General features: G+C 59.9%; 18 protein-coding genes. 8 read left to right on the top strand and 10 right to left on the bottom strand.

The features are described from left to right. Positions 1-45: 45 nt before the first annotated feature. Entirely contained in the window at positions 46-312 is a 267-nt protein-coding gene (locus tag ACP6KB_RS26045; RefSeq protein ID WP_442110478.1) for a hypothetical protein, read from the top strand. 6 nt (positions 313-318) lie between these two features. Here the strand turns inward: ACP6KB_RS26045 and ACP6KB_RS26040 are convergent, their stop codons facing one another. The 4 genes from ACP6KB_RS26040 to gpmI all read right to left on the bottom strand — a co-directional run bounded on the left by ACP6KB_RS26040 (position 319) and on the right by gpmI (position 5,516). Next, complete coding sequence (locus tag ACP6KB_RS26040) at positions 319-1,089, bottom strand: divergent polysaccharide deacetylase family protein (RefSeq protein WP_442110476.1); 771 nt, start codon at positions 1,087-1,089, stop codon at positions 319-321. A gap of 8 nt (positions 1,090-1,097) precedes the next feature. Next, positions 1,098-2,420: a S41 family peptidase gene (locus ACP6KB_RS26035; protein WP_442110474.1), complete on the bottom strand. Its 1,323-nt coding sequence runs from the start codon at positions 2,418-2,420 to the stop codon at positions 1,098-1,100. Between the two features lie 89 nt (positions 2,421-2,509). Further along, positions 2,510-3,796 carry a murein hydrolase activator EnvC family protein gene (locus ACP6KB_RS26030; protein WP_442110472.1) on the bottom strand — a complete coding sequence of 429 codons (1,287 nt, stop codon included), beginning with the start codon at positions 3,794-3,796 and terminating at the stop codon, positions 2,510-2,512. Between the two features lie 190 nt (positions 3,797-3,986). Then, positions 3,987-5,516 (bottom strand): 2,3-bisphosphoglycerate-independent phosphoglycerate mutase, encoded by a 1,530-nt coding sequence (gene gpmI / locus ACP6KB_RS26025; protein WP_442110470.1) that lies wholly within the window; start codon positions 5,514-5,516, stop codon positions 3,987-3,989. A gap of 215 nt (positions 5,517-5,731) precedes the next feature. On the opposite strand from gpmI, the gene ACP6KB_RS26020 reads away from it, so the two are divergent. The 3 genes from ACP6KB_RS26020 to secB are packed head-to-tail and all read left to right on the top strand — an operon-like array spanning position 5,732 to position 6,934. Further along, entirely contained in the window at positions 5,732-6,148 is a 417-nt protein-coding gene (locus tag ACP6KB_RS26020; RefSeq protein ID WP_442110468.1) for a rhodanese-like domain-containing protein, read from the top strand. Position 6,149: 1 nt separating this feature from the next. Beyond that, positions 6,150-6,404 carry a glutaredoxin 3 gene (grxC, locus tag ACP6KB_RS26015; protein ID WP_442110466.1) on the top strand — a complete coding sequence of 85 codons (255 nt, stop codon included), beginning with the start codon at positions 6,150-6,152 and terminating at the stop codon, positions 6,402-6,404. A 41-nt stretch (positions 6,405-6,445) separates the two neighbouring features. Next, positions 6,446-6,934: a protein-export chaperone SecB gene (gene secB, locus ACP6KB_RS26010; protein WP_442110464.1), complete on the top strand. Its 489-nt coding sequence runs from the start codon at positions 6,446-6,448 to the stop codon at positions 6,932-6,934. A 126-nt stretch (positions 6,935-7,060) separates the two neighbouring features. Here the strand turns inward: secB and trmL are convergent, their stop codons facing one another. Then, positions 7,061-7,516 carry a tRNA (uridine(34)/cytosine(34)/5-carboxymethylaminomethyluridine(34)-2'-O)-methyltransferase TrmL gene (trmL, locus tag ACP6KB_RS26005; protein ID WP_442110462.1) on the bottom strand — a complete coding sequence of 152 codons (456 nt, stop codon included), beginning with the start codon at positions 7,514-7,516 and terminating at the stop codon, positions 7,061-7,063. Between trmL and ACP6KB_RS26000 the strand changes: the two genes are divergently transcribed. Next, entirely contained in the window at positions 7,515-7,952 is a 438-nt protein-coding gene (locus tag ACP6KB_RS26000) for a hypothetical protein (protein ID WP_442110460.1), read from the top strand. The genes trmL and ACP6KB_RS26000 overlap by 2 nt on opposite strands. Before the next feature lie 253 nt (positions 7,953-8,205). Here ACP6KB_RS26000 and ntrC read toward each other — a convergent pair whose 3' ends face one another. From ntrC to glnA, 4 genes are all read right to left on the bottom strand, one after another. Then, a complete protein-coding gene (gene ntrC / locus ACP6KB_RS25995) occupies positions 8,206-9,642 on the bottom strand; it encodes a nitrogen regulation protein NR(I) (RefSeq protein WP_442110458.1) in 1,437 nt (478 codons plus the stop codon). Next, complete coding sequence (gene glnL, locus ACP6KB_RS25990; RefSeq protein WP_442110456.1) at positions 9,639-10,724, bottom strand: nitrogen regulation protein NR(II); 1,086 nt, start codon at positions 10,722-10,724, stop codon at positions 9,639-9,641. The genes ntrC and glnL overlap by 4 nt, the downstream gene beginning before the upstream one ends. Before the next feature lie 256 nt (positions 10,725-10,980). Continuing rightward, positions 10,981-11,526: a chorismate mutase gene (locus tag ACP6KB_RS25985; protein WP_442110454.1), complete on the bottom strand. Its 546-nt coding sequence runs from the start codon at positions 11,524-11,526 to the stop codon at positions 10,981-10,983. A gap of 152 nt (positions 11,527-11,678) precedes the next feature. Next, positions 11,679-13,085 carry a type I glutamate--ammonia ligase gene (glnA, locus tag ACP6KB_RS25980; protein WP_442110452.1) on the bottom strand — a complete coding sequence of 469 codons (1,407 nt, stop codon included), beginning with the start codon at positions 13,083-13,085 and terminating at the stop codon, positions 11,679-11,681. Positions 13,086-13,416: 331 nt separating this feature from the next. Between glnA and thiI the strand changes: the two genes are divergently transcribed. Together thiI and typA are read left to right on the top strand one after the other, a co-directional pair. Next, positions 13,417-14,871, top strand: coding sequence for a tRNA uracil 4-sulfurtransferase ThiI (thiI, locus tag ACP6KB_RS25975; protein WP_442110450.1), 1,455 nt, complete (start codon positions 13,417-13,419; stop codon positions 14,869-14,871). Between the two features lie 127 nt (positions 14,872-14,998). Continuing rightward, entirely contained in the window at positions 14,999-16,822 is a 1,824-nt protein-coding gene (gene typA / locus ACP6KB_RS25970; RefSeq protein WP_442110448.1) for a translational GTPase TypA, read from the top strand. Between the two features lie 118 nt (positions 16,823-16,940). Here typA and ACP6KB_RS25965 read toward each other — a convergent pair whose 3' ends face one another. After that, a complete protein-coding gene (locus ACP6KB_RS25965; protein WP_442110446.1) occupies positions 16,941-17,348 on the bottom strand; it encodes a YkgJ family cysteine cluster protein in 408 nt (135 codons plus the stop codon). A 198-nt stretch (positions 17,349-17,546) separates the two neighbouring features. On the opposite strand from ACP6KB_RS25965, the gene ACP6KB_RS25960 reads away from it, so the two are divergent. Further along, positions 17,547-19,997: a glycogen/starch/alpha-glucan phosphorylase gene (locus tag ACP6KB_RS25960; RefSeq protein WP_442110444.1), complete on the top strand. Its 2,451-nt coding sequence runs from the start codon at positions 17,547-17,549 to the stop codon at positions 19,995-19,997. Positions 19,998-20,114: the final 117 nt, after the last annotated feature.

Genomic DNA, 20,114 nt, shown 5'->3' with positions numbered 1-20,114 from the left:
CAAGAACAGGGCCTTTTTGTTTGACTTGCACTGGTAGGCGCGGGCTTGGCCCGCGATAGCGGTGTGACAGGCAGTTCGCTATCGCGGGACGACCAGGCAGGTACGGCAATTTGGGAAGCGCATTTTCACTACAAGACGGCGGCAATTCCGGCACGTCAGTTTGTGAAAGGGCACCTGAAAATCTGGTCGCAGCGATTGATTGGCCGGAAAGTCCAGATTGAGGCGGCGCACAGTGACTCCCGTGAGTTGCTGGCGGTCTATCGGGGCAATCTGGTCTTGTCCGATGTCGACGGGATGATTCCGTTTGCCTGACTGGTCTCAGCGATTGCGATACAGGCCATGACTGCCGTGTGCGGGCATGGCCTGGTTGCTGCGCTCGGCAATCATCTGTTGGATGTTGATCAGTTCGATGCCCTGGCTTTTCAGCCGGGGCATTTCCCGTTCCAGCACCTCGAGGGTTTGTGGATAAGGGTGGCCGATCAACACCGCCGAGCCTTGTTTGCGTGCCAGCTCGACGCCCGATTGCAGTTGGCTGGCGATTGCTTCGGTGGTGCGCACATCGTCCAGAAATACATCCCGCGAGACATGTGCAAGGTCGGTGGCCTGGGCCTTGGCGGCAGCCACGGTAGCGGCACTGGTGCGGCTGTCGACGAAGAACAGGTGGCGGCGTTGCAGTTCGCCCATCAACCAGGCCATGGGCTCAGGTTGCGAGGTCATGCGGCTGCCCATGTGGTTGTTGATCCCCGCAGCGTACGGCACTTTGGCCAGGGCGGCGTCCAGGCGCTGCGCCAGCGCTGGCATGGTGGTGCCGGGGTGCCAGGCATAGGGGCCAGTGGCAGGGTCCATGGGCATGTGCAGGATCACCGTTTTACCTGCCTTGTGAGCCTGGCGGGCGAATTCGGTCGCGTGCGGGGTATCGGGCATGATCGCCAGGGTGACCGGGCCGGGCAGGGCCAAGGTGCGGCTGTCCCGGGCCGTGCTCTGGCCGAGGTCGTCGATGATGATGCTCATATAAGCCTTGCCCGGTTGAGCAGGCGCCGCGATCACGGCGCCGCTCAACAGGTACAGCAAGACCAGCAGGTAACGCATGCAGGCTGTCACTTACTGTGGGTGATGCTCAGGCCTTTGAGCAGGCTCAGGGCCTGGCTGAGCTGGAAGTCGTTGTCTTGCGGACGCTCTTTGCGCTTGGTGCTGCCGGTTGGACGGTCGGCACCACCGTTGCCGTTGCCCAGGTGGCCCTGCAAGTCGGCTTCCTTGAAGTTCTCGCTGTCGGCTTCGGCGGTCAGCTTGGCCTGGCGCACTTCGATGTCGGGGATGATGCCCTGGGCCTGGATCGAGCGGCCGTTCGGGGTGTAGTACAGCGCGGTGGTGAGCTTAAGGGCGCGATCGTTGTTCAGCGGCAGAACGGTTTGCACCGAGCCTTTACCGAAGCTGTCGGTACCCATCAGCACGCCACGCTTCTGATCTTGCAGGGCACCGGCGACAATTTCCGACGCCGAAGCACTGCCACCGTTGATCAGCACCACCAGCGGCACGCCCTCGCTGGCGTCGGCAGGGTCGGCCGAGAAGCGCAGCTCGGAGTTGGCGATACGGCCTTTGGTGTAGACGATCAGGCCTTTGGTCAGGAAGTGGTCAGCCACTTCTACTGCAGATTGCAAAACGCCGCCGGGGTTGTTGCGCAGGTCCAGGACCAGGCCGCGCAGCTTCTTGCCGTTGTCTTTACGCAGTTTGGCCAGCGCCTTGCCGACTTCTTCGCCGGTCTTGACCTGGAACTGGGTGATGCGGATGTAACCGTAACCATCTTCGAGCAGCTGGCTCTTGACGCTCTTGACCTGAATGACTGCACGGGCAAGGGTGACGTCGAATGGAGTGCCGCCATCACGGACCAGGGTCAGGGTGATTTTCTCGCCGATCTTGCCGCGCATCTTGTCGACGGCTTCGGTCATGGTCTGGCCACGGGTCGGCTGGCCGTTGATCTTGACGATCAGGTCACCGGCTTCGATGCCGGCGCGCGAGGCTGGCGTGTCGTCGATCGGCGATACGACTTTGACGAAACCGTCTTCCATGCCGACTTCGATGCCCAAACCGCCAAACTCGCCGCTGGTGCTTTCCTGCAGCTCCTGGAAGTCTTCCGGGCCAAGGTAGGCCGAGTGCGGGTCGAGGTTACTGAGCATGCCCTTGATGGCGTTTTCCAGCAGGGTCTTGTCGTCGACGGGTTCGACATAGGCTGCCTTGATCCGGTCCATGACCTCGGCGAAGGTGCGCAGCTCCTCCAGTGGCAACGGCGCCTTGGCCGCCGCCGATACCGTCGTGGCCGGCACAGTGGTCGGCTTGGTCGGCTCGGCCGCATGGGCCAGAGGCGCACCGAGGACCACGGCGATGGTCAGGGCCAGTGAGGTGAGGCGAGGCAAATGCAGCATGTCGAACGAACTCCTGATCCTGGTAGCGCTCCGGCTGGAGCCTCGGCACAGCGCGATGTCACGCTAGGCCGTCAAATAGGGGGTGGTACCTATCCCTGGGCACGGCACCATTGTGCGGGGTCGCTGGGGCGACCTTGCTGGCGGATGGCGAAGTACAGCCCTGAGTTGTCCTGGCCGCCACTGTTGCCGACGGTGGAAATCGCCTCACCGGCCTTGACGACGTCTCCGGCGCTCTTGAGCAGGCTCTGGTTATGGCCGTAGAGGCTCAGGTAACCATTACCATGGTCGAGAATGACCAGAAGTCCAGCGCCACGCAACCAGTCGGCGAACACTACTCGGCCACCGTGTACGGCGCGTACCTGGCTGCCGGGTGAGGCACTGATCATCACACCATCCCACTTTGCCCGTGAATCGTCACCCCGGGTTTCACCAAAGCGGGCGAGTAATCGACCATTAACTGGCCATGGAAGTTTTCCCCGCGCCGAAGAAAAAGCGCCACCGAAGGTTTCGCCGTTGCTGGAAACCAGCGGGCCGGGCATCGACTTGGGTTTGCTCGGGGTGCTGCTACTGCTGGCGGCCAGGGCTTCGCGCTGGCGCTGTTTTTCCGCTTCCTGGGCTGCGAGCAGGGCTTTTTTCCGAGCTTCCTCGGCTTCACGTGCCTGGCGGGCCAGGGTTTCCTCGATGGTCTTGAGGACCTTGGTCAGGTCGGCCTGGTCTTGTTCACGGGCCTGGAGCTTCTGGTCGCGGGCTTTGACGTCGTTGTTCAGCTTGGCCAGCACCTGTTGGCGCTCGACACGGACTTTTTCCAGTTCCTGGCGCTGGGCGTCGAGGTTGCCTTGTTGAGCCAGCAACTGCGCCTGTTGCAGGCTGATGTCTTGCTCGACGTTGGCCAGCTGGCGCAGCGTCTCATTGAAGTTACGCAGTTGCGTCATGCGCGCCTGACTCAGGTAATCGTAATAGGTCAGGGTGCGGGCGAATTTTTCCGGGTTCTGCTGGTTGAGCAGCAGCTTGAGGTATTCCTCACGGCCGTTCTGGTAGGCCGAACGGGCCTGGATGGCAATCAGGCGTTGTTGTTCAACGCGGGCGCTCTGGAGTTTTTTTTTCTCGTGATCAAGGCGCTCCAGCTCGCCCTCGGTCTTTTTTAGTTCCTGCTGCAGGGCCTCCACCTGCTTTTCCAGCTTACCGATATCGGTTTCAGTGCTGCGCAGGTCTTTCTGCACACCGGATTTTTCCTGCTGCAACTGACCGAGCATTTTTTTCAGCTCGGCAATGTCCTGACGCGTAGCGTCGAGTTGCTGCTGGGTTTGCGCGCGCTCATCGGCAAACGCCGGACTGAGCAGGCAAGACAGGGCGAGTAGGATCAGGGCGCGAAACATGGAGTGGGCGACACCAGGGATAGAGACTGGCCTAGTATGCCCGCCATAGACGCCAAAAAAAACGCCTCAAGGCATATGCATTGAGGCATTGGTCGGCTTTAGCGATAACTTTTAAGGTTCAAGCGGCAGGAAGGGCGTGCAAACACGCTGCTTCTTGCCGCTTAACGCTCATCACTTGCGGCTTGAGCCTTCAGACGAGAATCGAGGTGCCGGTCATTTCCGCCGGCTTTTCCAGGCCCAGCAGCTTGAGCATGGTCGGTGCCACGTCGGCCAGCACGCCGCCTTCGCGCACGCTCAGGTCGCGCTTGCCAACATAGATGAACGGCACCGGCTCAGTGGTGTGAGCGGTGTGCGCCTGGCCGGTGCAGGCGTCTTCCATCTGCTCGACGTTGCCGTGGTCGGCAGTGATCAGCGCTTCGCCGCCGACTTTGTCGAGGGCATCGACAATGCGGCCAACACACAGGTCCAGGGCTTCGACCGCTTTCACTGCCGCTTCAAACACGCCGCTGTGGCCGACCATGTCGCCGTTGGCGTAGTTGACCACGATCACGTCGTAGCGCTGCTGCTCAATGGCCTCGACGATACGGTCGGTGACTTCCGGTGCGCTCATTTCCGGTTGCAGATCGTAGGTGGCAACCTTTGGCGACGGAATCAGGATGCGTTCTTCGCCTTCGAACGGTTCTTCGCGACCGCCGGAGAAGAAGAAGGTGACGTGGGCGTACTTCTCGGTTTCGGCGATACGCAGCTGGGTCTTGCCGTTCTTCGCCAGGTATTCGCCAAGCACGTTATTCAGGCTGCCGGGGGCAAAAGCGGCCGGTGCCGGAATTTTTGCCGAGTACTGGGTCAGGCCGATGTAGGCCGCCAGTTTCGGCAGGCGGGCACGGGGGAACTCATTGAAGTCGGCTTCGACAAACACCCGCGACAGTTCGCGCGCGCGGTCAGCGCGGAAGTTCATGAAGATCACGGCGTCGCCGTCTTCGACCTTGACCGCCTCACCGATGCGCGTGGCTTTGACGAACTCGTCGCTTTCGTCGCGAGCGTAGGCGGCTTCAAGGCCGGCCAGGGCGCTGTCGGCGGTGTAGTCGGCAACGCTGTCGACGATCAGGTTGTAGGCCGTCGATACGCGGTCCCAGCGGTTGTCGCGGTCCATGGCGTAGTAGCGGCCGATCAGGCTGGCGATGCGGCCTTTGCCCAGCTTGGCAAAGGTGGCGTCGAGCAGTTCGATGGACGATTGCGCGCTTTTCGGCGGTGTGTCGCGACCGTCGAGGAAGGCGTGCAGGTAAATCTTTTCGGCGCCGCGCTGTGCTGCCAGTTCAGCCATGGCAATCAGGTGGTCCTGGTGGCTGTGCACGCCGCCATCGGAGAGCAGACCAAGGATATGCACAGCCTTGCCAGCACCCACGGCTTTGTCGACGGCACCGCAGAGCACGGCGTTGTCGAAGAATTCACCGTCTTTGATGGCTTTGGTGACGCGGGTGAAGTCCTGGTACACCACGCGACCGGCACCGAGGTTCATGTGGCCGACCTCGGAATTACCCATCTGCCCGTCAGGCAAACCGACGTCCATGCCGGAGCCGGAGATCAAGCCATGCGGCCGGGTGGCGCGCAGACGATCGTAAACCGGCGTGTTGGCCGAGTAGATGGCGTTGTATTCGTGGCTTTCGCTGTGACCGAAACCATCCAGGATGATCAGGACCAAAGGCTTGGGCGTGCTCGTCATCAATAGAACTCACGGTTGTTCAGATGATAAAGACACGCATTTTAGGGCAAATTGGCCATGAATGACGAATTAACCTTGTTCACCAGCGGGCGCTGGCCGACGGACAGTAGCGCCTGGATGAGAATTACTGGCGACAAGCCGGTCGGGCGGGCTTTGGCCGACCTTGGGGGCTGTGTATACTGGCCGACATTTTTAATGGCCTGGAACACCCTCCGATGGTTGCTCACCTGATTGAATTCGCAACAAACCACTACCTGCTGGTTGGTACCTTCGTCGTTCTGCTGGTGCTGCTGATCGTTACCGAAGCGCGCAAAGGCGGACGCAGCCTGAGCACCGGCGAGCTGACCGCTCTGGTCAACAGCGAAAAAGGCCTGGTTATCGACATCCGTTCGGCCAAGGACTATGCCGCTGGCCACATCGTCGGCGCCGTGAACATTCCGCAGGACAAGTTCGCTGCCCGTATCGGCGAGCTGGAAAAGCATAAAGCCAACAAGACCCTGATCGTGGTCGATGCCATGGGCCAGCACGCTGGCACCACGGCCCGTGAACTGCTCAAGGCTGGTTTCACCGCTGCCAAACTGTCGGGTGGCGTGTCGAGCTGGAAAGCCGATAACCTGCCGTTGGTGAAGTGAAATGAGCGACGTCATCGTCTATTCCAGTGACTACTGCCCTTATTGCTCACGCGCCAAGCACCTGCTGCAGAGCAAAGGCGTGGCATTCGAGGAAATCAAGGTCGATGGCAAGCCGCAAGTGCGCGCCGAGATGAGCCAGAAGGCCGGCCGTACTTCGGTGCCGCAGATCTGGATTGGTAGCACCCACGTCGGCGGTTGCGACGACCTGTATGCCCTTGAGCGCGCCGGTAAACTCGACGGCCTGCTCAAGGCTTGAACCAGAACCCTTATTAAAGACCCTGCAAAGAAGGATCTGTCATGACTGACCAACAGAACAACGACGCTGCTGCAGCCGACGAAAGCGCACCACAGTTCTCCATGCAGCGCATCTATGTGCGCGACCTGTCGTTCGAAGCGCCGAAAAGCCCGGCGATCTTCCGTCAGCAGTGGGAACCGAGCGTTGCCCTGGACCTGAACACCAAGCAGAAAGGCCTGGAAGGCGATTTCCACGAAGTCGTACTGACCCTGTCGGTTACCGTGAAGAACGGCGACGAAGTGGCGTTCATTGCTGAAGTTCAGCAGGCCGGTATCTTCCTGATCAAGAACCTCGATGCGGCTTCGATGAGCCACACCCTGGGTGCGTTCTGCCCGAACATCCTGTTCCCGTACGCGCGCGAAGCGCTGGACAGCCTGGTGACCCGTGGCTCGTTCCCGGCGCTGATGCTTTCGCCGGTCAACTTCGATGCCCTGTACGCGCAAGAAATGCAGCGCATGCAGGAAGCAGGTGAAGCACCTTCGCTGCAATAAGCAGTGTGAGGAACTGAAAAAAGCGCCCCGATGGGCGCTTTTTTCATGGGGCTCTATCGCGGGGCAAGCCCGCTCCCACAGGGATTAGGTTCAACCTGTGGGAGCGGGCTTGCCCCGCGATCAACATCAGGCAAACCCTTGCTGGCGCCAGGCTTCGTACACCGTCACCGCCACGGTATTGGACAGGTTCAGACTGCGGCAACCCGGACGCATCGGCAGGCGCAGGCGCTGCTCGGGTGCCAGACTGTCGAGCACCTCGGCGGGCAGGCCACGGCTTTCCGGGCCGAACAGAAAGGCGTCACCCGGCTGGTAACTGGTCTCGTGATAGGGGTGCGAGCCCTTGGTGGTAAAGGCGAACAGCCGTGGTTGCCCAAGGCTTTCCAGGCAGCTTGCCAGGTCGGCATGGCGCTTGAGACTGGCGTACTCGTGGTAGTCGAGCCCGGCGCGGCGCAAGCGTTTGTCGTCCAGCTCGAAGCCGATGGGTTCGATCAGGTGCAAGTCGCAGCCGCTGTTGGCGCACAGCCGTATAATGTTGCCAGTATTCGGTGGAATTTCTGGTTGGAAGAGGATGACGTGAAACATGCACGGCTCCGAGCATAAAGATGGCGAGCATTCTACTCCTGAACCGGACATCCGTTCGCAACAATGGCCACGGGTGCTGTTTTCATTGGCAATCTTCGGCATGTTGGTGGGCCTGATGATCGGGCGCCTGACCGCGCCTGAACCGCGGGTGTTGGAACAGGTGCAGGTGGTGGAGGGCGGGTTGGACCTATGGTTCAACGAAGAGCCCAAGCTGCATGGCGAAGAGGTCGATGGCACCCTGGCGTTGCTGTTCGATGCAGAAGGCAAGGCTGCGCGTGGCCAGTTGCAGCAACAGGGCAAGCCGGTCAGCTGGCGGGTGCAGAAAAGTGATGGTGGGTTGCTTGTGACGCTGGTGGCGGCCCGTCCTCTGCACGGCAACTGGGCCGGTGCAGAGGATGAAGGGCGTTGGCGTGTGCAGGTACGTCTGCACGAATAAAAGAGGGGAATCCCCGGCCTGCCTGTACCAAGGCCCCCAAAACTGGAAGTACTGATTCTATTGCAGAGTGTGTGCCAGTTTTGTGGCAGCCAGTGAAATAGGGGGTTTAAGGGTCTAGCGTGGGGTTTTGCGGGGGATTTGTGCTTTGCGGTGGTGCGCGGGGCACAGGTTCGGTGCAAAAAGCATCGCGGGGCAAGCCCGCTCCTACAGGTCTTCTGTAGGAGCGGGCTTGCCCCGCGATATCGGTAAAAAATCAGGCCTCGTCGTCGCCGTCTTCTTCACCACCGTCGACTTTCATGCCCAGTTCTTTGATTTTGCGCGTCAGGGTATTACGCCCCCAGCCAAGCAATACCGCCGCATCCCGACGACGCCCGGCGGTGTGCTTGAGGGCGGTTTCGATCATGATCCGTTCAAAGCTCGGCACGGCGCTATCAAGCAGGCTCGACTGGCCGCGGCTCAGCGCCTGGTCAGCCCATTGACGCAACGCCTGTTCCCAATTGGTGACGGGCGCGCTGTCTTGCGGCAGGTTGAGCAGCTCGGGCGGCAGGTCACCAATATGCACTTCCCGGCCCGAGGCCATGACGGTGATCCAGCGGCAGGTGTTTTCCAGCTGACGCACGTTGCCCGGCCACGGCAAGTTGCGCATGAACTCCTCCGTCTCGGCTTTGAGCAGTTTAGGCTCGACCGCCAGCTCCTGAGCGGCGCGGCCGAGGAAGTGGCGCGCCAGTGTCGGGATGTCTTCACGACGGTCGGCCAGGCGTGGAATGTGGATGCGGATGACGTTCAGGCGGTGGAACAAGTCTTCGCGAAACTTGCCGGCCTGCACCAGGGTTTCCAGGTTCTGGTGGGTTGCGGCAATGATGCGCACGTCGACCTTGACCGGCACATGACCACCCACCCGGTAGAACTCGCCATCAGCCAATACCCGCAACAGGCGTGTCTGGGTGTCGGCGGGCATATCGCCGATTTCGTCGAGGAACAGGGTGCCGCCATCGGCTTGCTCGAAGCGCCCGCGGCGCAGGTTGGCCGCGCCGGTGAAGGCACCTTTTTCGTGGCCGAACAGCTCGGACTCCATCAGGTCCTTGGGGATCGCCGCCATGTTCAGGGCGATGAACGGTGAGGCGGCCCGTGGGCTGTGACGGTGCAGGGCGTGGGCGACCAGTTCTTTACCGGTTCCGGACTCACCGTTGATCAGCACGGTGATGTTGGAGTGGCTCAGGCGACCGATGGCGCGAAACACCTCCTGCATCGCCGGCGCTTCGCCGATGATTTCCGGGGTGCGGGTCAGGCTCGGTGCGGTGTCCAGGCCTTGCTGCTCCTGGGCGTGCTGGTTGGCACGCTTGACCAGCGATACCGCTTCATCAACGTCGAACGGTTTCGGCAGGTATTCGAACGCGCCGCCCTGATAGGACGCCACCGCGCTGTCGAGGTCTGAGTGCGCGGTCATGATGATGACCGGCAGGCGTGGGTGGTGCTCACGAATCTGCGCCAGCAGGTCCAGGCCACTGGCACCCGGCATGCGGATATCGGAAATGATCACGTCCGGCTGCTGCCGAGCCAGTCGGCTCATGACGCCGTCGGCGCTGTCGAAACTTTGTGTGGTCATGCCTTCCTGCTGCAAGGCTTTTTCCAGAACCCAGCGGATGGAGCGATCATCGTCGACGATCCAGACGGTTTCACTACGGCTCATGAGGCGGAGGCTCCTTGTTCCAGCGGCAGAAAGATCGAGAAGGTGGTGTGGCCAGGATGGCTGTCACATTCGATCAGGCCCTGGTGCTGGCTGATGATGTTCTGGGTAATGGCCAGGCCCAGCCCGGTACCGTCCGGGCGGCCGCTGACCATGGGGTAGAAGATGGTTTCCTGAAGTTCGGCGGGAATGCCCGGGCCGTTGTCGATGATCTCGACCTTGGCCACCAGGCGATGGCGGGTATGGCCAATGGTGAACTGACGCATGGCCCGAGTGCGCAGGCTGATACGCCCCAGGCGCAGCTCGTTTTGGCCACTGATGGCCTGCATGGCGTTGCGCACGATGTTGAGCACCGCCTGAATCATCTGTTCGCGGTCGATCAGCACATCGGGCAGGCTTGGGTCGTAGTCACGCACCAGAGTGATGCCGCCCTGGCTTTCGGCTTCGACCAGGCTGCAGACCCGCTCGAGCACTTCATGGATGTTGGTCATCGCCAGTGACGGCAGTTTGTTCGAACCGAGCATACGATCGACCAGGTTGCGCAGGCGATCAGCCTCTTCAATGATCACGTTGGTGTAATCCTTGAGGCTTTCCTCGGGGAGTTCCCGCGACAGCAACTGCGCCGCCCCGCGAATACCACCCAGTGGATTCTTGATCTCGTGGGCCAGGCCGCGTACCAGCAGTTTGGTGGTTTCCTGCTTGGACAGCTGGGCTTCTTCTTTGGTGATGCGCAGCAGCCGGTCGCGCGGGTGAACCTCAAGCAGCAGCAAAGTCCGTCCGGCGTTGAGGATCGGCGTTACCGCATAGTCGACGGTTTGGGTTTGCCCGGTCAGCGAGGTCAGCTGAGCTTCGCGCTTGGTGAACGGGTGGGCGTGTTCCACCGCCTGGCGCAAGGAGTTGAGCGCTTCAGGTGACTCGGTGAACAACTCACTGATGAATTGCCCATGGCTACGCTGGCCGCTGATGGCCAGGAGCATTTCCGCTGCCGGGTTCATGTACTCAAGGCGCAATTCGGCATTGAGCAGGATGGTAGCGGTGGTCAGGTTGTCCAGTAGCAGTCGGTGCAGGGCATCGCTGATGGTCATGGGGTGTCTGTGACCTCTTTTGGCTCATGACGACTCCGGCTGGGCCAGGGTCGTGGGCGCTGGTTGTCTGCTGGTAACAAGAAAATGCAAAAAACAAACCAAGGCTCCGAAAAGAAGCGGATCTGCCGGATAAAGACCTGTATTTGCGCTAAATATGGCTATAAAGCCCTAAAACGGCAGTGTGCTTGAACCAAAATGGGCTGAATCGCTCAAGTGCACGCTGTTTCGTGCACCAATATAGAGCATAGAGGAAAGATTACTGCACGGCGCACAGGTGAGCGGTGGCGCGAACCAGGGCCAAGGCGCGTTGTGGGTCGTTTGCCCGTTGGCCAATGGCCTGAGCCACCGTGCGCTGGCAATCTTCGGGACGATTGCGATCGAACGCTGCAAGCTCGCTGAGCAGGCTGCGCTGCAGGCGGTCCAGTTGCGGGCGCAAGTGCATGGCCAGATCGACGCGGTGCGTGCCGGGTGCACTGCCTACGGCGTGCCACTTCGACAGCGCGCTGTACTGGAGCAGTTTGTTGGCTTCAATCTGGTCGCCGAAAAATATTGCCGCCCGCCGTGGGTCAACGCCGAAACGCACCGCCTGAGCCTGAACGTTAGTGATGATCTGCACTTCGCGACTAAGGTCTTGTACGGGCTGGCCCGAGTCCCATTTGTTCAGGGCCACGGCCTGGGCGATGTCCAGGCGTTGATCAACGCTGTTGAGCAACCGCTGCAATTCGCTGTCAGGGGAGGGTGTTGAGGTGCAGCCGGTGAGCAGCAGGGGTGTAAACAGTAAGACAGGCAAGAAAGTACGCATGATAAGGCCTTCAGAAAAGGGAGCGCTGAGTGTGCCGTGGCTCAATCTTTTTACCTGTCGGCTGCTTCGCATACCTTTGTCAGAAAAAAAGAAGGCCTCCCGAAGGAGGCCTCTTTTTGTAGCGTCACGCCGCTTGCGCAGGCGTCACTGAATTAGCAGCTGTAGTACAGCTCATATTCCAGTGGGTGTACGAAGGTGCGGACTTTGATTTCTTCTTCGCTCTTCAGGGCGATGTAGGCATCGATGAAGTCGTCGGAGAACACGCCGCCCTTGGTCAGGAACGCACGGCCTTTGTCCAGCTCTTCCAGGGCTTCTTTCAGGCTGCCGCAAACCTGTGGGATCTCTTTCGCCTCTTCAGGCGGCAGGTCGTACAGGTTCTTGTCGGCAGCGTCGCCTGGGTGGATCTTGTTCTGGATACCGTCCAGGCCGGCCATCAGCAGTGCAGCGAAGGCCAGGTATGGGTTGGCAGCCGGATCCGGGAAGCGTGCTTCGATACGGCGGGCTTTAGGGCTCGACACGTAAGGAATACGGATCGAAGCGGAACGGTTACGGGCCGAGTAGGCCAGCATGACCGGGGCTTCGAAGCCTGGTACCAGACGCTTGTAGGAGTTGGTCGAAGGGTTGGTGAAACCGTTCAGAGCCTTACCGTGCTTGATGATACCGCCGATGAAGTACAGGGCGGTGTCGGACAGACCGGCATAGCCTTCGCCAGCGAAGGTGTTCTTGCCATCTTTCCAGATCGACATGTGCACGTGCATACCCGAGCCGTTGTCGCCGTACAGTGGCTTAGGCATGAAGGTAGCGGTACGGCCGTAGACATCGGCAACGTTGTGCACGACGTACTTCAGGGTCTGAACTTCGTCAGCTTTCTTCACCAGGGTGTTGAACTTGACGCCGATTTCGTTCTGGCCGGCAGTTGCCACTTCGTGGTGGTGAACTTCGACGGTCTGACCCATTTCTTCCAGTGCGTTGCACATGGCAGTACGGATTTCGTGGTCGTGGTCGAACGGCGGAACTGGGAAGTAGCCACCTTTAACGCCTGGACGGTGGCCGCGGTTGCCGCCTTCTACGTCCTGGTCGGACATCCACGAGCCTTGCTCGGAGAAGATTTTGAACATCGAGCCGGAGATGTCGGACTTGAACTTCACTTCGTCGAAGATGAAGAACTCAGGCTCTGGACCGGCGAACACGGTGTCACCGATCATGGTGGCTTTCAGGTGCTCTTCAGCGCGCTTGGCGATCGCACGTGGGTCGCGGTCGTAGCCTTGCATGCTCGAAGGTTCGATGATGTCGCAGACCAGGATCAGGGTCGGCTCTTCGGTGAACGGGTCCAGTACGGCGGTGTCGTCGACCGGCATGAGGATCATGTCGGAGGCTTCGATGCCTTTCCAGCCAGCAATGGAGGAACCGTCGAACATTTTGCCGACTTCGAAGAAGTCGTCTTCCAGCGCATCGCGAGCTGGCATGGTCACGTGGTGCTGGGTGCCTTTGGTGTCCGTGAAGCGCAGATCAATCCATTTAACGTCATGATCTTTGATGAGTTGAACCGACTTCGACATAGTGTCCTCCGGGTGGGGTAGAGCTTGCCTGTGCAGCCCTTTAATTTGGGTGATGCCGGGCGCGAATAGTCGGCCAAGGCAACCTGCCTCACAAGGGAGCAAATTGCATGCCAGTGCCCCGGTTTGGATGTTTTGCCCGATTCTCATGCATTAACGGGCGGTTTGGCTGAAATGCCGGTGGTTTTCTGCACTCTTAAGAGGCGCTTTTGGTGCGTAGCGCACCAAATGAGTGCGCGTGAAACCTTCTGTAGATTAATTGGTTAAACCTTGAGCAATTTCCGCTATAATCCGCGCCCCACTTTTTTAGTCGGCACCTCGCGCGCTGTTTTTCATGAAACTAATCGTAAAAGTCTTTCCAGAGATCACCATCAAGAGCCGCCCGGTTCGCAAGCGCTTCATCCGTCAACTGGGCCGCAACATTCGTATCGTGCTCAAGGACCTCGATCCTGAGCTGGCGGTCGATGGTGTCTGGGACAATCTCGAGGTGGTTACCCGCGTCGAGGACGAGAAAGTCCTGCGCGAGATGACCGAGCGCCTGACCTGCATGCCGGGTATCGCCCACTTCCTGCAGGTCGAAGAGTACCCGCTGGGTGACTTCGACGACATCGTCGCCAAGTGCAAGACCCACTTCGGTCACCTGTTGGCCGGCAAGCGCTTCTCTGTGCGCTGCAAGCGAGGCGGTCACCACACCTTCACCTCGATGGATGTCGACCGTTATGTCGGCAGCCAGCTGCGTCAGCAGTGCGGCGCCGCCGGTATCGACCTGCGCAACCCCGAAGTCGAGGTACGCATCGAAGTGCGCGACCAGCGCCTGTATGTGATCCACAGCCAGCACAAAGGCATCGGCGGCTACCCGCTGGGCGCCCTGGAGCAGACCCTGGTGCTGATGTCCGGTGGTTTCGACTCCACCGTGGCGGCCTACCAGATGATGCGCCGCGGCCTGATGACTCACTTCTGCTTCTTCAACCTCGGTGGCCGTGCCCACGAGCTGGGGGTGATGGAAGTTGCCCACTTCCTGTGGAAGAAATACGGCAGCAGCCAGCGCGTGCTGTTCATCAGCGTGCCGTTCGAGGAAGTGGTCGGCGAGATCCTCGGCAAGGTCGACAACAGTTACATGGGCGTGACCCTCAAGCGCATGATGCTGCGCGCGGCGGCGCACATGGCCGACCGCCTGGAAATCGACGCGCTGGTCACCGGCGAGGCGATTTCCCAGGTTTCCAGCCAGACCCTGCCGAACCTGTCGATCATCGACCAGGCCACCGATAAACTGGTACTGCGTCCGCTGCTGGCCACCCACAAGCAGGACATCATCGACCAGGCCGTGGAAATTGGTACCGCTGACTTCGCCAAGCACATGCCTGAATACTGCGGGGTGATTTCGGTGAACCCGACCACCCACGCCAAGCGCCACCGCATCGAGCACGAAGAGAAACAATTCGACATGGCCGTGCTGGAGCGCGCTCTGGAGCGCGCCCGCCTGATCTCCATCGACCATGTGATCGAGGAGCTGAGCCAGGACATCCAGGTCGAAGAAGTCGGCCAGGCACTGGCCGGTCAGGTCGTGATCGACATCCGTCACCCGGATGCCCAGGAAGATGAACCGCTGGAACTGGATGGCATCGAAGTCAAAGTCATGCCGTTCTATGCGATCAACAGCCGCTTCAAGGAACTGGACCCAACGCGCCAGTACCTGCTGTATTGCGACAAGGGCGTGATGAGTCGGCTGCATGCCCACCACCTGCTGAGCGAGGGACATGCCAATGTGCGTGTTTATCGTCCGGCATAAGACGCCGGGGCTGTATGGCGGAAGTATCCGCCATCGCCCTCCCGACCGCCGGGCAGTCTGAGCGCCGTTCATTCATATTCGCCACTTAAAATAGTGGCAACCCGAATCCTCTGATCGAGATACACAAGTGATCGAAAATCTGCGTAACATCGCCATCATCGCCCACGTTGACCATGGTAAAACCACCCTGGTTGACAAACTTCTGCGTCAGTCCGGCACTCTGGAGCGTAACGAGCTCAACGACGAGCGCGTCATGGACTCCAACGACCAGGAAAAAGAGCGCGGTATTACCATTCTGGCGAAAAACACCGCCATCAACTGGAACGGCTACCACATCAACATCGTCGACACCCCCGGCCACGCCGACTTCGGTGGCGAGGTTGAGCGTGTAATGTCGATGGTTGACTCGGTACTGCTGCTGGTCGACGCCCAAGACGGCCCGATGCCGCAAACCCGTTTCGTGACCAAGAAGGCGTTCGAAGCCGGCCTGCGTCCAATCGTGGTCATCAACAAGGTTGACCGTCCGGGCGCACGTCCTGACTGGGTTCTGGACCAGATCTTCGATCTGTTCGACAACCTCGGTGCTACCGACGAACAGCTGGACTTCAAAGTCGTCTACGCCTCGGCCCTGAACGGTATTGCCGGTCTGGACCACACCGACATGGCTGAAGACATGACCCCGCTGTACCAGTCGATCATCGACAACGTTCCAGCGCCAGCTGTTGACCGTGACGGTCCGTTCCAGATGCAAATCTCGGCACTGGACTACAACAGCTTCCTGGGTGTTATCGGTGTTGGCCGTATCGCCCGTGGTCGCGTCAAGCCGAACACCCCGGTTGTCGCTATCGACGTCGACGGCAAGAAGCGCAACGGCCGTATCCTCAAGCTGATGGGTCACCACGGTCTGCACCGCGTTGACGTTGAAGAAGCCCAGGCTGGCGACATCGTCTGCATCAGCGGTTTCGACGAGCTGTTCATCTCCGACACCCTGTGCAGCCCTGACGCGGTTGAGGCGATGAAGCCGCTGACCGTTGACGAGCCAACCGTTTCGATGACCTTCCAGGTCAACGACTCGCCGTTCTGCGGTAAAGAAGGCAAGTTCGTCACCAGCCGTAACATCAAAGAGCGTCTGGACAAAGAGCTGCTGTACAACGTTGCACTGCGCGTTGAAGAAGGCGACTCGGCTGACAAGTTCAAGGTTTCCGGCCGTGGTGAGCTGCACCTGTCGGTTCTGATCGAAACCATGCGTCGTGAAGGCTTCGAAATGGCTGTAGGCCGTCCGGAAGTCATCATCCGCGAAGTCAACGGCACCAAGCAGGAGCCGTTCGAGAACGTCACCATCGACATCCCTGAAGAAGCTCAGGGCAAGGTCATGGAAGAAATGGGTCTGCGTAAAGGCGACCTGACCAACATGGCGCCGGATGGCAAGGGCCGTGTACGTCTGGAATACAACATTCCAGCCCGTGGTCTGATCGGTTTCCGTAACCAGTTCCTGACCCTGACCAACGGTGCAGGCATCCTGACCTCGATCTTCGATCGTTACGACACCATGAAGTCGGGCCACATGTCTGGCCGTCTGAACGGCGTTCTGGTTTCGGTCGAAACCGGCAAGGCCCTGACCTACTCCCTGGAAACCCTGCAGGCGCGCGGCAAGCTGTTCGTCGAGCACGGCCAGGAGATCTACAACGGTCAAATCATCGGTCTGAACAGCCGCGACAACGACCTGGGCGTTAACCCAACCAAAGGCAAGAAGCTCGACAACATGCGTGCTTCGGGCAAGGACGAAACCATCGCCCTGGTTCCGCCAGTACGTCACACTCTGGAACAGGCTCTGGAATTCATCCAGGACGACGAGCTGTGTGAAGTAACGCCGAAGTCGATCCGTCTGCGTAAGAAGATCCTCGACGAAGGCGAGCGTACCCGCGCTGCCAAGAAAGCCAAGGCTAACTAAGCCCGGCTGAAACGAAAACGCCCCCGGTCGCAAGGCCGGGGGCGTTTTTGTTTGTCTGGAAATCAATCGCGGGGCAAGCCCGCTCCTACGGTGGGAGCGGGCTTGCCCCGCGATGCGTTTAGCGGCGCGCCGCAGGTTTGGGAATGTACGCGCAATACCCCGGCCGCGGCCCCACCCGTGGATGGTTACGGCAGGTATCCGGACGGGTTTCGTAAATGGTGCACAAGCGGCTTTTACGATCCAGGTACAAGCAATCATCGTTGCTCATCTGCGCCAGGGTGAAAATCCCCGACTTCTGGTTGAAGCGCTGGATGATCCCGTCCTTCTGCAAACGCTTGGCAATGTTCTTCGGTGGCTCGCCCACCTCGAACTCATCGACCACGCCCATGCGGATCAGGTCTTTGATTTTCACTTCTGTCGGCAAGGTGCAGCAGGTCGAGTTGCAGCCCCCGCACATATGGCTTTGGTACTTCTGCCAGGTCTCCAGGCGGTCGACTTCGGCGGCGGCAATCAGGGTCGGTTTCATCAGGTTCTGGTTTTAGGTGTTTTGGTAGGCGCGCGATCATACCGGAGTTGATCAAAATGTGAACAACCATTTGCCGGTTGTTTACCACCGGATCGCGCTTTTACGCACAAACACCCGAACCCGCACTGTCGCTCTGTGTCGAACGGTCTAGGCTGAGAAATCTCCATCCGCATTCGTCAACCTGATCGAGGACGTCGCATGTCTCAGGAACCACTCGCTCGTGACGCAGAGGTGGCCGCGTTTCGCACCGCTGTACTGAATAAATTGACTTACGCGGTAGGTAAAGACCCAGAGCATGCGTTTGAGCATGACTGGTTTGAAGCAATCGCCCTGGCTGCCCGTGATCACATGGTCGATCACTGGATGGACCACACCCGGCAGATTTACCGCAAGAGCCAGAAGCGGGTGTATTACCTCTCGCTGGAGTTTCTGATCGGGCGTTTGCTGTACGACAGCCTCAGCAACCTGGGGTTGCTGGAGATTGCCCGCGAGGCCCTTAGCGGCCTGGATGTCGATCTGGAGCGCATTCGCCTGCTGGAGCCGGATGCGGCGCTGGGCAACGGTGGTCTTGGCCGCTTGGCCGCTTGCTTCATGGAAAGCATGTCGACCTTGGGGATTGCTGCCCACGGCTATGGCATTCGCTATGAACATGGCCTGTTTCGTCAGGCCGTGGTCGATGGCTGGCAGCAGGAACAGACCGAAAACTGGCTGGATTTCGGTAACCCGTGGGAGTTCGAGCGGGCTGAAGTGATTTACCCGATCAGCTTCGGCGGCAGTGTCGAGACAGTGCAAGGCGCCGATGGCCAACAACGTCAGGTCTGGTGGCCTGCCGAGACCGTGCGGGCCGTTGCCTACGACACGCCGGTGGTGGGATGGCGCGGGGCCAGTGTTAATACCTTGCGCCTGTGGCGTGCACGGGCTTTGGAAGAGCTGCACTTGGAGCGATTCAACGCTGGTGATCACCTGGGGGCGGTAGCCGAGGTGGCGCGTGCCGAGAGCATCTCAAGGGTGCTGTACCCGGCCGACAGCACCGAAGCGGGCCAGGAGCTGCGCCTGCGCCAGGAATACTTCTTCGTCTGCGCCTCGCTGCAAGATCTGCTGCGCCGGCACCTTAACATGCACGACACGCTGTTGAACCTGCCGCAGCAGGCCGCGATCCAGCTCAACGATACCCACCCCTCGATTGCCGTGGCCGAGCTGATGCGTCTGCTCGTCGACCAGCACGAAGTGCCGTGGGATACCGCCTGGCAGCTGACGGTCGAGACCCTGGCGTACACCAACCACACGCTGTTGCCCGAGGCGCTGGAAACCTGGTCGGTCAGCCTGATGGAACGTCTGCTGCCGCGGCACATGCAGATCATCTACCTGATCAATGCCTTCCACATCGATGCCTTGCGTGCCAAGGGCATTCACGATTTCGACGTGCTGCGTGCAGTGTCGCTGATCGAGGAAGACAACGGCCGTCGCGTGCGCATGGGTAACCTGGCGTTTCTTGGCTCGCACAGTGTCAATGGCGTGTCGGCGTTGCACAGCAAATTGATGCGCAGCACGGTGTTTGCCGAACTGCATAAGCTCTACCCCGAGCGGATCAACAACAAGACCAACGGCATTACTTTCCGCCGTTGGTTGTTCCAGGCCAATCCGCAACTGACCGGCATGCTGGTCGAGGCGCTGGGGGAGGAGGTGCTGGATAACCCCGAAGGCCGTTTGCGCGACCTTGACCCGTTTGCCGACAAGGCCACGTTTCGCAAGCAATTTGCCGCCCAACGCCTGCACAGCAAGAAGGCACTGGCCAGCCTGATTCAGGAGCGCCTGGGCATTACGGTCAACCCGGAAGCGATGTTCGACGTGCAGGTCAAACGTATCCATGAGTACAAACGTCAACTGCTGAACCTGCTGCATACCGTGGCCCTGCACCAGGCCATCCGTGCTGAACCGGGCGCTGGCTGGGCGCCGCGGGTGAAGATTTTCGCCGGCAAGGCGGCGGCCAGTTATCACCAGGCCAAGTTGATCATCAAGCTGAGCAACGATATTGCTCGTGTGGTGAACAATGACCCCACCGTGCGCGGTTTGCTCAAGGTGGTGTTCCTGCCCAACTACAACGTCAGCCTGGCAGAAAGCATCATCCCGGCAGCCGACCTCTCCGAGCAGATTTCCACTGCTGGTTACGAAGCCTCCGGTACCAGCAACATGAAGTTTGGCCTCAACGGCGCCCTGACCATCGGCACGCTGGACGGGGCCAACGTGGAGATGTGCGAGCAGGTGGGTGCCGAAAACATGTTCATCTTCGGTTTGAGCGCCCAGCAAGTAGAGGCGCGCAAGCGCAGCGGCGACTTCGGTGCAAATGCTGCGATCAGCGCTTCACACCGGCTTAGTGACGTGCTGCAGGCGATTCGCAGCGGGGTGTTTTCCCCGGATGACCCAGCCCGCTACGTGGGGTTGGTGGATTCGCTGGTGGCCCATGACCGCTTTCTGGTGTGCGCCGATTTCGACGCCTATTGGGATGCACAAATGCGCGTCGAAGCGCTCTGGCACGACCCTCAGCAGTGGTGGCGTATCGCTGTACTCAACACTGCACGCATGGGCTGGTTCTCATCGGATCGCACGATTCGCGAATACGCCACGCAGATCTGGAAAGCCCTCGACTAAGCTGTGAATCAAGGCCTGAGGGGGTGAACTCTCGGGCCTGAGTGCCGTCTGATCGGGCAAGCGTGTCGGATAGCTCGCTAGCGCTGCGCTCTCCCTGTAAACTGCGGGGGTTTTTAT

It is taken from the genome of Pseudomonas sp. NUPR-001, assembly GCF_052147955.1.
In the GTDB taxonomy this organism is placed as follows: domain Bacteria; phylum Pseudomonadota; class Gammaproteobacteria; order Pseudomonadales; family Pseudomonadaceae; genus Aquipseudomonas.
The sequence above is the reverse complement of the archived record's forward strand: the minus strand, read 5'-3'. Positions and strand labels throughout refer to the sequence as shown.

What these genes read in the sequence shown, in the direction of transcription:
- ACP6KB_RS26040 (WP_442110476.1), bottom strand. Translation starts at nt 1,089, where the DNA reads ATGCGTTACCTGCTGGTCTTGCTGTACCTGTTGAGCGGCGCCGTGATC.
- ACP6KB_RS26035 (WP_442110474.1), bottom strand. Translation starts at nt 2,420, where the DNA reads ATGCTGCATTTGCCTCGCCTCACCTCACTGGCCCTGACCATCGCCGTG.
- ACP6KB_RS26030 (WP_442110472.1), bottom strand. Translation starts at nt 3,796, where the DNA reads ATGTTTCGCGCCCTGATCCTACTCGCCCTGTCTTGCCTGCTCAGTCCG.
- gpmI (WP_442110470.1), bottom strand. Translation starts at nt 5,516, where the DNA reads ATGACGAGCACGCCCAAGCCTTTGGTCCTGATCATCCTGGATGGTTTC.
- ACP6KB_RS26020 (WP_442110468.1), top strand. Translation starts at nt 5,732, where the DNA reads ATGGTTGCTCACCTGATTGAATTCGCAACAAACCACTACCTGCTGGTT.
- grxC (WP_442110466.1), top strand. Translation starts at nt 6,150, where the DNA reads ATGAGCGACGTCATCGTCTATTCCAGTGACTACTGCCCTTATTGCTCA.
- secB (WP_442110464.1), top strand. Translation starts at nt 6,446, where the DNA reads ATGACTGACCAACAGAACAACGACGCTGCTGCAGCCGACGAAAGCGCA.
- ACP6KB_RS26000 (WP_442110460.1), top strand. Translation starts at nt 7,515, where the DNA reads ATGCACGGCTCCGAGCATAAAGATGGCGAGCATTCTACTCCTGAACCG.
- trmL (WP_442110462.1), bottom strand. Translation starts at nt 7,516, where the DNA reads ATGTTTCACGTCATCCTCTTCCAACCAGAAATTCCACCGAATACTGGC.
- ntrC (WP_442110458.1), bottom strand. Translation starts at nt 9,642, where the DNA reads ATGAGCCGTAGTGAAACCGTCTGGATCGTCGACGATGATCGCTCCATC.
- glnL (WP_442110456.1), bottom strand. Translation starts at nt 10,724, where the DNA reads ATGACCATCAGCGATGCCCTGCACCGACTGCTACTGGACAACCTGACC.
- ACP6KB_RS25985 (WP_442110454.1), bottom strand. Translation starts at nt 11,526, where the DNA reads ATGCGTACTTTCTTGCCTGTCTTACTGTTTACACCCCTGCTGCTCACC.
- glnA (WP_442110452.1), bottom strand. Translation starts at nt 13,085, where the DNA reads ATGTCGAAGTCGGTTCAACTCATCAAAGATCATGACGTTAAATGGATT.
- thiI (WP_442110450.1), top strand. Translation starts at nt 13,417, where the DNA reads ATGAAACTAATCGTAAAAGTCTTTCCAGAGATCACCATCAAGAGCCGC.
- ACP6KB_RS25965 (WP_442110446.1), bottom strand. Translation starts at nt 17,348, where the DNA reads ATGAAACCGACCCTGATTGCCGCCGCCGAAGTCGACCGCCTGGAGACC.
- ACP6KB_RS25960 (WP_442110444.1), top strand. Translation starts at nt 17,547, where the DNA reads ATGTCTCAGGAACCACTCGCTCGTGACGCAGAGGTGGCCGCGTTTCGC.